Here is a 12,036-nt window from a genome sequence, read left to right on the forward strand (position 1 = left end):
AGGGCTATTGACAAATGATAAGAGCTACGTATAATAGTACGTAATATTATTTTTAGATTAAGTCAGCGTTTCTTGAAAATGCGGGTATCATGTCAATGGCAATTTTTAGCAATGCTTACTCAGATAAGTTAGTGACAGCTACTGAGTTAAATCGTCAACCTGGAAAGGTTTTAGATAAGGCTTATGAACACCCAATTACTATTACTAGAAATGACCAATCTTTTGCGCTGTTGCGTCGTGAGGATGTAGCTTATTTAGTGAAGGGGGTAACACAAAGCAAAGCTGTTTTTGAGGTGTTATCGGTTGCGTTTCGGTTGTTGTTGGGTCAAGAAATTGGTTATGAACATCCTTATGGTTGGTTGCGGGTTTTTGATGCAGATGAATTGCAAGATTTTATTAAAGAAGTGAGTGAGGCTTTTCGTTTAACTGATACCTCTAATCAGGCTTGGGATTTGATTGATGCTATTATTTATGAATGGAAAGAAAGTTCTATAGCTATTATTAGTCCTGAGTTAGCAGCAGCTTTTAATGATGAGACTGATGAAATACCTTTAACATCACCTATTAATAAAAGTGGTGGTTGAATTATTTTATGTTCCTGATGAGGAGCAATTAAAGGTTGTTGTCTATTATGCGGGGAAACATCCTAAAAATACTCCTGTACCATAATTTATATCTCACGCAAAGTCGCAAAGACGCAAAGGAAGAGAAGTGTTATAAAATATATATATGTCAAATACCAGGATAAGTTATGACTACAAAAATTAATGCTTCTCCTGCTGTTGATTATGCACCTCTGGAATTACAAGGGGAATTAATGGCTATGCAAGAATTAATTATTGAGAAGCTATTAACTATTGCTCAAAGTCAAGTTCCTGAAAGTCAACAAGAATTACATTTACAACTTTTAGAAAAAAATCAAAATAATCAATTAAGTGAATCAGATAAGTTATTGTTGAAATCTCTGCGAGTGAGTGCTGATTATTTAATGTTGAAAAAAGCTTATGCCTATGCACTTTTAAAGTGGAAAGGTTTTTATCTTCCAGATTTTGAGCAATTAGTATAATACCATATCATCTTTTATTTATTCAAATTTGCAGGAAAAGCAACGTCTTCATAAACATCAGTGAGAAGACATGAAAAATTGATGCTGGTTAATTCTAACTGTTGATTTACTCTATAGCTATAAAGAACCCATCTTCCTTCAGAATTGCGCCGAAAACAATCAATTCGTTGACGATTTTGGCTAACTAAAACATATTCTTGTAAAGTGTCTAATTCCTGATAATCAATAAATTTATCACCTCTATCTAAGGCTTCTGTAGAAGGTGATAAAACTTCAATTATTAAACTCGGATATCGTTTAAAATATTCAAATTGTGTATCTCTTGAATCACAAGTTACCATAATATCAGGATAATAAAAAATATCTAGAGATTCAATTCTCGCTTTCATGTCAGCGACGTAAAGCCGGCATCCTGTACCACGAATATGATTTCTTAAAAGGGCGACTAAGTTAGCGGTAATTGTCACATGGGCATCACTAGCACCTGCCATTGCGTAAATTTGCCCTTGGATATATTCATGTTTAATAGGGCTGGATTTTTCAGCTTCTAAATATTCTTCTGGGGAAAGATAGGGGTGAAATTGGCTAAGAGTCATATATGGTTACGGTTAACATGAGATGATTGTGTGGGAATCTTTCTAGTATATCAAGAAGTTATGAATATTTTTTTTCACGCAGAGGCGCAGAGAACGCAGAGGAAGAATTGCAAGGTTTTAAGTAATTGCAAATTCGGTATATTGTCTGATATCGGCTGGTTGGAAGGCTAAAACTATTTGATTTTTAGGAATACCAGCGTTAACAAGTTCGTTGGCTATACCGTATTCTGTTCCGTCTCTTTGAATCCAGATTTTATGGTTGATTATGTCAATATGAACTAAGCAACCATGCACTCGTTGATTATTTTCTCAGCCTAATGTTAGTAGTAGGTAATGGTTGGCGGTTTGGTCTATTATTAGTTGTCTTTCTAGTTCACCGTAAGCGTAGGGAAGTTGGGAATATTCGGTTAATATTTTTTGAATGATTTGGCGATATTTATCTAAGGTATCCATTGCAGTATAATCTCTTGTTTGGAGTCGAAGACAAGTAAACAAAGGCGTTGATTTTCTAATAATATTTTACCAACTGGTTCTTGAAATAGTTCTGAATAGGTTTCTTGACGAATAAAAGCCCTGGCGATTAGAAATCGTGGCTATACAAACAAAGTCCACCTGCGTGGACTAAAAACAAGATTTTTGAACACGCGAAGTGCTATTATTGACACTTGGGTATAATTCATGTAGTATGCAATACTGTCATAAATTAAGGCTTTTTGAAGTTTTATCCTTCCTTTGTTGTTTGGACAGCGAACTCCTTCTGAGAAACCTTATCTATAACGTAATACCAAAAAATAAAATTTTTATTAGCAATTCAAATGAAATTCTATAAATTCCAATTTAGGCGAGTCCTAGAAAAACCCCCACAAGACGCAGAATATCCATGTGTTGCATTATTCTATGATAACTGGGATGATTATGGCTACAAGACTTCTTTTCATATACACTATTATGATGATAATGCTAATTTGCAATTCGAGAAAAGTCTAAAAATTTTGCAGCTAGGTGAATATAACACTAACATACCTCAAATATTTGATTCATTAGATAAAAATTTTGTTTCTATTGGACAAGATATGGAATACTATACCAATCTAAAAAAATTGGGTGAATCAGTATATCATCCAATATTGACTGCTCTTAATGATATTATTTACTGTCAACATAATATAGACGAACTTGAAAAATTAGAAGGATTTCGTAGCTCGTTGCTAAGATTTAGTAACGCAGAAAAAGCCTTCAATGAAGCTGGAATGATATTTAGAGATGAAGAACCTTTAATTGAAACAAAAAATTTTATATTTAATTTTTCATGTACTGTACCAGGTGCAAAAGCAGAACATAATATTGATTTTGACTTTTCTCCAAGTGAAACAGGACTATACAGAATTACTGCAATTATTGGTAAAAATGGAACTGGAAAGACACAATTACTTGCAAATTTTGCTCATTCAATGAGTGGGCTAAAACGAAACTCAGGAACATTTAGTCCAGCACGTCCAAGCTTTAGCAAAGCAATAGCAATATCCTATAGTGTCTTTGATGAGTTTGACCGTCCTCCAGAAGGAGATTCAACGTTTAGCTATAAATATTGTGGTATTAGAGAAAAGGATAGGCTTCTTAATACCCAAGAAATTCGTAGCAAACTTTTAAATGCAATTGAGCAAATAAAACAAAATAGCCGCTTACAACAATGGACTAAAATTATTGAAGCACTTTTAGATACAACAATTGATATTTCAGAAACAGAAAATACTATTACTAACTCTAATTTACTATTTTATGACCGTTTAAGTTCAGGACAACGTATTCTTGCTTTAGTGATGACTGAAGTAATTGCAAACATCTCAGAAGAATCAATTATACTATTTGACGAACCAGAAATCCATTTACATCCTGATGCAGTGGCTTCAGTAGCTAGAGCATTTCATATCCTTCTAGAAGCATTTAACTCCTATGCTATTATTGCAACTCATTCACCTATACTTTTGCAAGAAATCCCTGCCAAATGCGTCAGAGTTTTCAGAAAGCAAGGTAATTATCCAATTGTTAGCCAGCTAGGAATTGAGTGTTTTGGCGAAAATTTGACAACTATAACAGATGAGGTTTTTGAGACATCAGAAGAACGTAATAATTACCGTAACCATCTTAAAAAACTATCAGAAACGTATACTTATGAAGAAATTCTCGACTTATTTGATAGGCAGTTAAGCCTTAATGCTAAATCTTTTTTACTATCAATTTATGAAGACAGAACGGAGGAAGATGATCTATGAGAAAATTAGTTCCATCTGCATTAGAACCAACTCAGGTATTTAATGAGATAGCTTCAGCTAAAAGGTTAGAAAGAGGAGAAAGATTAAAAATAATAGCTCTCGAAATTTATAATTATTATAAAACTTATTCTGAGTCTATATCTGATCTTTCAGCAATGAATCCAATAGGTTTTACTGGATTAGAGAAAGAAGATTTAGAAGATTGTTATTCAGGTAAGACAAATCCACTAAATAAACTTTTAGCTGATATTAGAGAGTTACAGGATTTATCTATACGTAATCAATGTCAGTATTGCGGTATTGCTTCTGCTAATACATTTGACCACTATTTACCAATAAGTATATTCCCTGAATTTGCAGTTTTTTCTTTAAATTTATTGCCTTGTTGTGATACTTGTAATAAATATAAATCTAACATATTCCTTGTAGAGGGAAAAAGACAAATAATAAATTTATATTATGATAATTTGCTATCTGAGCGTTATTTAAATGTTTCTATTTCTTATAAAGATGATGTACCAAGTGCAGAATATTCTTTAATTCAACCTATAGGTATTTCTGATAATCAATTTAGTTTAATTCAATCACATTATACCAAATTAAAATTGCTAGAAAGGTTTCGGAACCGTTCACCAGAAGTATTATCAGAAACACAATCTAGTATTAAAACACACATAAAAGCAAAATCTAATAAACGGGTGATACAATTTTTATTAGAAGAAGCTCAACGTTTAAGAGATCGATTTTCCAACAACCATTGGAAAGTAGTATTGCATGAAGGAATGGCAAACAGTTATCAATTTATTGAAGATTGTCGGCTAACTAAATAATTAAGTAGAATAAAAACAAAAAAAGGGATATTCCCTCCGCAGTGGAAGATTACCTCTTTTCTTCCCTTCTTCCTTCGCGCTCTTCGTTCCTTCGTGGTTCATTAAACAAATCCATAACACAAAACGAAAAAAAAGGGATAAGCCCAAAAGCTCATCCCCAAAAAATCAACTAATCAAAATATCAAGTACCAGACTGCCAAGAATTGATATACTCAACTTGATCTGCTGTCAAACTATCAATGAAAATGCCCATAGCCTGCAACTTCAAGCGAGCAATTTCTTGATCAACTTCAACAGGAATAGAGTGCAAACCAGCAGCTAAACTACCCTTATTCTTCACCAGGTATTCAACAGCCAAAGCTTGGTTAGCAAAACTCATATCCATAACTGCGCTGGGGTGTCCTTCAGCAGCAGCCAAATTAATCAAACGTCCTTGTCCGAGTACGACAACGGATTTACCATTTGTCAACTTATACTCTTCAGTGAAAGGACGGACATCCTTGATTTCCTTAGCATTAGCAGCCAAGTATTTCAAATCTAGTTCCAAATCAAAGTGACCAGAGTTACAAACGATCGCACCGTCTTTCATCACATCGAAGTGTTCACCCCGAACGACGTGCTTGTTACCTGTCACAGTAATGAAGATATCACCGTGAGGCGCTGCTTCCGCCATTGGCAGGACGCGGAAACCATCCATAACGGCTTCAATAGCCTTGATGTGGTCAATTTCGGTGACGATGACGTTTGCACCCATGCCACGGGCGCGGAGGGCTGTACCCTTACCACACCAGCCATAACCGACAACGACAATAGTTTTACCAGCTAACAAAATATTTGTGGCGCGGATAATTCCATCTAAGGTAGATTGACCTGTACCATAGCGGTTATCAAAGAAGTGCTTGGTGTCTGCGTCGTTGACGTTCATCGCGGGGAAGGTGAGAACGCCTTCTTTAAACATGGCGCGTAACCGCACAATCCCGGTAGTGGTTTCTTCGGTGCTACCAATTAAATCTGCGATTTGGTGTTGACGATGTTGAATTAATTCTGCTACCACGTCGCTACCGTCATCAACAATGATGTTGGGGCGATGATCTAATGCTATTTGCACGTGGCGGTTATAGGTGGCGCTATCTTCGCCTTTTTGAGCAAATACGGAAATTTCATGATCAGCTACAAGACTTGCAGCTACGTCATCTTGAGTTGATAAAGGGTTACTAGCAATCAATACAGCATCAGCACCACCGGCTTTGAGAGCGATCGCTAAATGTGCTGTTTCTGTGGTCACGTGGGCGCAAGCTGCAATCCGCAATCCAGCAAAGGGCTTTTCTTTCTCAAAGCGATCGCGGATTTGCTTCAATACGGGCATTTCTCGTCCAGCCCACTCAATCCGTTGTCTTCCCAAGGGAGCAAGGGCGAGGTCTTTAACCTCGTGCTTTAATCTGGGAGTAGTTGCGGTCATTCAAATTATCCTCTAAAAAACAAAACAGGTGCTTATACCTTTACGTACTTTAATAGATTATTTCACGAGTAGCCATATTTGCTGTTAATTAGCAATCAGCTAGTCAATAAGTCCTCAGCCCTAGCTTCACCTTGGATATGAGCAATATCAACGCCCTATCTAGCTTTTTTCTTTTTCATCTTTCTCTGCTAAAAGTATTATCAACGTTTACTTTTAGTTTTGAATTAATTCAAACCTGAATATGATCTGTCTAAAGATAGACAATAACCAAAAAAATGCAAATATCATCATCTTTAGGTCAAGATTGAACCTTAGATAGGTACATTTACCCAACTTTTTTGGTAGAAAATAACTATTGAAATACTCAATGATAGATTTTGCTCAAGGAGGTTTTTGATTGCGTTTAAAATTTTTGGCGATTGCAGGTTCAATGGTTATTACTATTGTTTCTGTACCAAAAGCTACAGCCCAGATTCCTCTTTTACCTTACTTATCAACTCCTAGCAGTGTAAATAATGCTTCCGAAAACACAATCGTTTCAGAATGGGTTTATTTAGATGGTCGTCCCTTATTTCAGATCGCTGCATCAAAAACCAATATTTCAGAACGGTTGCAAAATATCCAACTGAATTTGCAAGAAATTAGCCAGGATTACTTTCTTGCATCTACACAAAAAATTAATGTGCAGATCCGCAGACTCAAAGATTTGCCAGTAATTTATGTCAATGACAAATACTTGATGACAGTTAATTCTGATGATGCTAAATTACGTCAGGTAGATTCTTTAACACTCACTAATCAAATTGCTGAAGATTTACAAAAAGAGTTAGAACGGGCTAAAGAAGAACGCCAAACTTCATCTTTAATCGGTCAAGGTAAAATTGCAGGTAGTCTGGCTTTAGCAATGCTTGTGACAAGTTTACTAATATATCGTTATCAACGCCGTTTTCAAAAAGATGATGTAGAAGCGGTTTCCCCAACCAACGAAATAGAACAACCGATTACAACCCAACTCAATCAACAGCAACATCAGCATTTAGCAGAAGTTCAAAAAAGACTATTTCAATTAACTCAAACAGGTATTTGGGGTGGTGGAAGTTTTGTTATTTTGGGTCTATTTCCCTACACGCGAGCATTACAATTAGGGATTCTCGCAGCTGCCCAAATTCCTTTGAAAGTAGGTATTGTAGTATTAGGAACCTATGTAGCAATTCGGTTTAGTTATGCCCTGATTGATAAATTTACTACAACTTTAATTAGTGGTGGTGTTTTATTAAACTCAGAAGCTTCGGAACGGATGCAACTGCGAGTTTCCACATTTTCAGGTGTGACAAAAAGTATTACTACCTTAATTTGGATGGGAGTTGGTATTTTACTCACTCTCATCGCTTTGGGTATAGATATAATTCCTTTACTGGCAGGTGCTGGTTTAATTGGTGTAGCTGTATCCCTCGCTTCTCAGAACTTAATTAAAGATGCCATTAATGGTTTTTTGATTATCCTCGAAGACCAATATGCCCTTGGTGATGTAATTAATGTGGGAGATGTGGGCGGTTTAGTAGAAAATCTCAATTTGCGGATGACTCAAGTCCGGGACGCGGAAGGACGTTTGATTACAATTCCCAACAGCGAAGTTAAAATAGTAGCCAATCTTTCTAGTCGTTGGTCACGGGCTGATTTAACTATTCCAGTTTCCTACCAAGCCAATATTGATGAAGCTTTGCAGTTAATCGAGAATGTGGCTATGAAAATGAATCAAGAACCCTTCTGGAAGCGGCAAATTATCGAAAAGCCGAGTATTTTGGGAATTGATAATTTTAGCGATCGCGGTATGATGATTCGCGTATGGATTAAAACCCAGCCCCTCAAGCAATGGGATGTAGCCAGAGAATATCGTCGTCGTCTCAAAATTGCCTTAGACCAAGCCGATATTTCCATCCCCGTACCACAACAAGCAATTTGGATCAATGATTCTCACCAGTTGAATTATCAGGGTAATGGCGCATCTAGTCCTGAAGTAGGTAGACATCTTTAAATCACCAACCCCGTAGGCGCGGAGTCTCCCCCATGAGTGTCAACTCAAACTCAAATCTTTACCATACCTCGTTCCTAGTCTCTGACTAGGAATGCTATCACAGAGGCTCTGCCTCTACTCTTATTGATAGCACAGCATGGCGTATGACTCCTAGGTCATCACGCAGAACCATAGGCAGAGCCTTCTAAGAGGATGTTTGAAAAGTGGTTGCTGATGTATTAAAAACTTTAGATCCTCCTAAATCCTCCTTAAAAAGGAGGACTTTGACTCTAGTTCCCCCCTTTTTAAGGAGTGTTAGGGGGGAATGGCTTCGCCACCTAAAAACTTTTTAAACACCCTCTTACCACCAAACTCGATTTCCGTCTTCATCTACTCGCGCTTGACGAATGATATCAGAAATTTCTTCTGCATCTTTGACATGGTGAAGTGCTTTTTGCTCACCCTCAGGAGTTTCAACTACAAAATAAGTTGGAACTGTAATATGATCGCCTGTAATATCTGGTGAGTCTACAGCTATTTGTTGAGATTTTTCTGCAATTGATTGCGGTTCTTCAGAAATTCTATCCCCAGGATTAGCAGTTAATCTCCTTTCTTTAACATTTGCTTCTTTTTTAGAAAAGCTATCTTTATCTACTGGTTGATTAATTTCTTTATCTTGATGATCAGTCATGAGTTTTACCAAAATAAAATTTTTTGCTATCACTAATATCAATTTAAACAATCAAATCCATAAGTAGCTCTTTCTTAGGAAAGAGTTTAAGAATGAAATTAAAATTTGGCTTCAGACTAAAGTTAGAGACTAATCTCGCTAAGATTTTGTTTCTATTTCTTGCTTGAGTTCAAACGGCGTATATTTACCCCCCAATGCTGTGACAATAGCGCGGGTATTGGCTACCATCATCTTGATGTATGTATCTCCATCGCTTCCTTTTGCACCAATAGAATCAGAATAAAGTTGTTGTGGAGCAAGTTTTATACCTGCTTCTTGGGCAACGGTTTTAATTAAAGCTGGATTAATAGTGGTTTCGGCAAAAATTGCAGGTACACCTATTTTTTTCACTGAATCTACTAATTCTTTGACTGTTTGAGCGCTGGGTTGTTCTTCCGTACTAATCCCAATTAAAGTTCCAGCAATTTCTATACCATAGGAATTTCCATAATATTGAAATGCATCATGGGTAGTGATAAGTTTACGTTTTTCTGAGGGAATAGTTTGGATTTGTTGCCGAATCCAGATATTTAATTGCTGTAATTCATCGGTAAGTTGGGCTGCTTTTTGAGTAAATTTATCTTTGTCTTCTGGTGATAACTCAATTAATCCATCTCTAATTGCTTTTACCATTAAGATGGCATTTTCTCCACTCCCCCAAACGTGTGGATCTGGAACAATTTGACCTTTGCTTTTTTCTAACTTTAAAGGTTTGACAACTTCCCCCACAGCTAACTTCCGTGTTTTCCCTCCACTAGCATTCATCAACTTAATAATTCCCGGTTCCAAGTTATAACCGTTATATAAAATTAAGTCTGCTGCTTCTAAAACTCGGCTATCTGCGGGTACTGGTTCGTAAACGTGAGGATCTGCACCGGCTTGGAGAATTCCCAACAAATCAATTTCCTCTCCACCAACCTCTTCAGCTAAATCTGCAATTACAGTGCTAGTTGCTACAACTTGCGGTTTAGCATTTCTCCGTGGCTGAGAGTCTGACGGAGTACAACTGAGTAAGGTTAAAGGTAATAAAATCCCCATACACAACCGAAAAATCTTTGTTTTCTTCATCCCACTACCACTATTGATTCTGAGTATTAATTTAATTTATCCCCATTATTACTTCTAATTATAGATTTTTTCATATTTCTCTCATATTTATAGTAAACTCAAGGAATGAATATTTAAGTACGGTTATGCAAAACGTCTCTTTTTACCAAAAAATTAGCTTATTACAGAGACAAGTAAGAGCGATTTCTGAACAAACTATCAAACCGATTGTGATGAATCCCACCGCAGCCATTAACATCTCCCACTTAGGGGTACACTACCGGACACAGGAAGCTTTGCGGGATGTTAACTGCATTATTAAACCAGGACGACTGACGGGAATTTTTGGACCCAATGGTGCTGGTAAAAGTACGCTGATGAAAGCAATTTTGGGGTTAGTACCTTTAACTAGCGGTCAAGTTTTATACGAAGGCAAAGCCCTGATGCAGCAACTAGAAAGAGTTGCCTATGTACCACAACGTAGCCAAATTGATTGGAATTACCCTGCTACGGTTTGGGATGTAGTGATGATGGGACGTGTAAAAAAGACAGGCTGGTTGCGTAGTTTCTCGACTGTTAGCCGCCAAGTAGCCAAAGATGCTTTAGAAAGGGTGGGAATGGAGACATTCAAAAACCGCACCATTGGTGAACTGTCTGGAGGACAACAACAAAGGGTATTTTTAGCCCGTGCTTTAACCCAGCAAGCAGAAATTTTCTGTTTTGATGAACCCTTTGTAGGAATTGATCAAAAAACCCAGACCATAATTTTTGAAGTCTTCCAAGAACTAGCCGCAGCTAACAAAATTGTCCTTGTAGTTAATCACGACTTAGGCGAATCCATCGCTCATTTTGATGATTTAATTTTACTAAATTGTGAACTAATTGCCACAGGTTCCCGCCAACAAGTCCTCACAGAACAAAACCTCCATCAAGCTTACGGAGGAAAAGTCATGTACTTCTCTGATGCAGCATAATACAGGAGTCAGCCCTTCGACTTCGCTCAGGGCAAGGAGTCAGAATATTGATACTACTCGGTACTAAGGAACTGGCTTTAAATTTAGATTCTCTACTTCATTACTGTGCGTTCACTGCAATTCTTTCTTCCTTCCTCTCTTCCTTCGCGTCCTTCGCGCCTTCGCGGTTCATTTTCCTCTATGCTGCAAACACTGATAGAACCGTTGCAATATGGCTTCATGCAACGTTCCTTAATCATCGCCATACTCGTAGGCTTATTATGTGCGGTAGTTGGTAGTTACTTAATGGTACAACGCCTAGCATTACTGGGAGATGCCATCAGCCATTCAGTTTTACCAGGATTAGCGATCGCATTTATGATCGGTGCTAATATCTTTGTCGGTGCATTTATTGCCGGCATCGTGAGTACAATGGTCATAGCTTTTATTAAAACACGCTCACCCATTAAAGAAGATGCAGCAATGGGGATAGTGTTTTCAGCATTTTTTGCTCTGGGTGTGACTTTAATTACAGTTATTCAAAAAGATAATAAAATCGACCTGAATCACTTCCTGTTTGGGAATATTTTGAGTGTAACTGTAGATGAAGTGCGAGATACAACTATCATTGCGGCGATTGTCTTGATAGTTATCGTTTTATTATACAAAGAACTTCTATTTTACACCTTTGATCCATTGGGCGCACAAGCCGCAGGTTTGCCAGTTAATCGTCTCAACTTTGGTTTAATGTTGTTGATTGCTTTAACCATTGTTGCCAGCATGAAAGCTGTAGGCGTGATTTTAGTATTATCACTTTTAATTACCCCTGGTGCAACCGCTTATCTATTAGTGAAACGCTTGCATGAAGTTATGATTGTCGGAGCCATAATTGGTGTAATTTCTAGTATTAGCGGAATGTATATCAGCTATTTTTATAATCTACCTTCTGGGCCAGCTATTGTCTTAGTAGTTTCGAGTTTATTTACCTTGGCTTTATTATTCAGTCCCAGACACGGAATAATTTTTGCATCTCGTCAACCAAGGAAACAAGCTCTGTAAAAATAGCCC

Annotated in this window: 11 protein-coding genes and 1 pseudogene; 7 read left to right on the forward strand and 5 right to left on the reverse strand. The window is 37.1% G+C overall.

What is annotated here, in order from left to right:
- Window positions 1-89 precede the first annotated feature (89 nt).
- Window positions 90-584, forward strand: a complete 495-nt coding sequence (locus tag ACSQ6I_RS18690; RefSeq protein ID WP_438891804.1) for a hypothetical protein — start codon at window positions 90-92, stop codon at window positions 582-584.
- Window positions 585-751: 167 nt separating this feature from the next.
- Window positions 752-1,066, forward strand: coding sequence for a hypothetical protein (locus tag ACSQ6I_RS18695; RefSeq protein ID WP_438891805.1), 315 nt, complete (start codon window positions 752-754; stop codon window positions 1,064-1,066).
- A 14-nt stretch (window positions 1,067-1,080) separates the two neighbouring features.
- Here the strand turns inward: ACSQ6I_RS18695 and ACSQ6I_RS18700 are convergent, their stop codons facing one another.
- The gene (locus tag ACSQ6I_RS18700; protein WP_438891806.1) at window positions 1,081-1,662 is read right to left on the reverse strand and encodes a Uma2 family endonuclease; all 582 of its coding nucleotides are present in this window, start codon (window positions 1,660-1,662) and stop codon (window positions 1,081-1,083) included.
- A 117-nt stretch (window positions 1,663-1,779) separates the two neighbouring features.
- Window positions 1,780-2,115: pseudogene (locus ACSQ6I_RS18705) on the reverse strand (XisI protein).
- Between the two features lie 362 nt (window positions 2,116-2,477).
- On the opposite strand from ACSQ6I_RS18705, the gene ACSQ6I_RS18710 reads away from it, so the two are divergent.
- On the forward strand, window positions 2,478-3,935 hold the full coding sequence (locus ACSQ6I_RS18710; RefSeq protein WP_438891807.1) for an AAA family ATPase: 1,458 nt from the start codon (window positions 2,478-2,480) through the stop codon (window positions 3,933-3,935).
- Complete coding sequence (locus ACSQ6I_RS18715; RefSeq protein WP_438891808.1) at window positions 3,932-4,765, forward strand: HNH endonuclease; 834 nt, start codon at window positions 3,932-3,934, stop codon at window positions 4,763-4,765. Before ACSQ6I_RS18710 ends, ACSQ6I_RS18715 begins: the two co-directional genes overlap by 4 nt.
- A gap of 181 nt (window positions 4,766-4,946) precedes the next feature.
- Here ACSQ6I_RS18715 and ahcY read toward each other — a convergent pair whose 3' ends face one another.
- Window positions 4,947-6,224: an adenosylhomocysteinase gene (gene ahcY / locus ACSQ6I_RS18720; RefSeq protein ID WP_438891809.1), complete on the reverse strand. Its 1,278-nt coding sequence runs from the start codon at window positions 6,222-6,224 to the stop codon at window positions 4,947-4,949.
- Window positions 6,225-6,654: 430 nt separating this feature from the next.
- Here ahcY and ACSQ6I_RS18725 point away from each other — a divergent pair, with 430 nt between their 5' ends.
- Window positions 6,655-8,259, forward strand: coding sequence for a mechanosensitive ion channel family protein (locus ACSQ6I_RS18725; protein WP_438891810.1), 1,605 nt, complete (start codon window positions 6,655-6,657; stop codon window positions 8,257-8,259).
- A 340-nt stretch (window positions 8,260-8,599) separates the two neighbouring features.
- On the opposite strand, the gene ACSQ6I_RS18730 is transcribed toward ACSQ6I_RS18725, so the two are convergent.
- Window positions 8,600-8,929: a hypothetical protein gene (locus tag ACSQ6I_RS18730; protein ID WP_438891811.1), complete on the reverse strand. Its 330-nt coding sequence runs from the start codon at window positions 8,927-8,929 to the stop codon at window positions 8,600-8,602.
- Between the two features lie 138 nt (window positions 8,930-9,067).
- On the reverse strand, window positions 9,068-10,036 hold the full coding sequence (locus ACSQ6I_RS18735) for a metal ABC transporter substrate-binding protein (RefSeq protein ID WP_438891812.1): 969 nt from the start codon (window positions 10,034-10,036) through the stop codon (window positions 9,068-9,070).
- A 212-nt stretch (window positions 10,037-10,248) separates the two neighbouring features.
- Here ACSQ6I_RS18735 and ACSQ6I_RS18740 point away from each other — a divergent pair, with 212 nt between their 5' ends.
- Both ACSQ6I_RS18740 and ACSQ6I_RS18745 read left to right on the forward strand, forming a co-directional pair.
- Window positions 10,249-10,989, forward strand: a complete 741-nt coding sequence (locus tag ACSQ6I_RS18740; protein WP_438891871.1) for a metal ABC transporter ATP-binding protein — start codon at window positions 10,249-10,251, stop codon at window positions 10,987-10,989.
- Window positions 10,990-11,169: 180 nt separating this feature from the next.
- Window positions 11,170-12,027 carry a metal ABC transporter permease gene (locus tag ACSQ6I_RS18745; protein ID WP_438891813.1) on the forward strand — a complete coding sequence of 286 codons (858 nt, stop codon included), beginning with the start codon at window positions 11,170-11,172 and terminating at the stop codon, window positions 12,025-12,027.
- Window positions 12,028-12,036: the final 9 nt, after the last annotated feature.

This window comes from Anabaena sp. WFMT, assembly GCF_051781005.1.
Taxonomy (GTDB): domain Bacteria; phylum Cyanobacteriota; class Cyanobacteriia; order Cyanobacteriales; family Nostocaceae; genus Anabaena.

What these genes read in the sequence shown, in the direction of transcription:
- ACSQ6I_RS18690 (WP_438891804.1), top strand. Translation starts at nt 90, where the DNA reads ATGTCAATGGCAATTTTTAGCAATGCTTACTCAGATAAGTTAGTGACA.
- ACSQ6I_RS18695 (WP_438891805.1), top strand. Translation starts at nt 752, where the DNA reads ATGACTACAAAAATTAATGCTTCTCCTGCTGTTGATTATGCACCTCTG.
- ACSQ6I_RS18700 (WP_438891806.1), bottom strand. Translation starts at nt 1,662, where the DNA reads ATGACTCTTAGCCAATTTCACCCCTATCTTTCCCCAGAAGAATATTTA.
- ACSQ6I_RS18710 (WP_438891807.1), top strand. Translation starts at nt 2,478, where the DNA reads ATGAAATTCTATAAATTCCAATTTAGGCGAGTCCTAGAAAAACCCCCA.
- ACSQ6I_RS18715 (WP_438891808.1), top strand. Translation starts at nt 3,932, where the DNA reads ATGAGAAAATTAGTTCCATCTGCATTAGAACCAACTCAGGTATTTAAT.
- ahcY (WP_438891809.1), bottom strand. Translation starts at nt 6,224, where the DNA reads ATGACCGCAACTACTCCCAGATTAAAGCACGAGGTTAAAGACCTCGCC.
- ACSQ6I_RS18725 (WP_438891810.1), top strand. Translation starts at nt 6,655, where the DNA reads ATGGTTATTACTATTGTTTCTGTACCAAAAGCTACAGCCCAGATTCCT.
- ACSQ6I_RS18730 (WP_438891811.1), bottom strand. Translation starts at nt 8,929, where the DNA reads ATGACTGATCATCAAGATAAAGAAATTAATCAACCAGTAGATAAAGAT.
- ACSQ6I_RS18735 (WP_438891812.1), bottom strand. Translation starts at nt 10,036, where the DNA reads ATGAAGAAAACAAAGATTTTTCGGTTGTGTATGGGGATTTTATTACCT.
- ACSQ6I_RS18740 (WP_438891871.1), top strand. Translation starts at nt 10,249, where the DNA reads ATGAATCCCACCGCAGCCATTAACATCTCCCACTTAGGGGTACACTAC.
- ACSQ6I_RS18745 (WP_438891813.1), top strand. Translation starts at nt 11,170, where the DNA reads ATGCTGCAAACACTGATAGAACCGTTGCAATATGGCTTCATGCAACGT.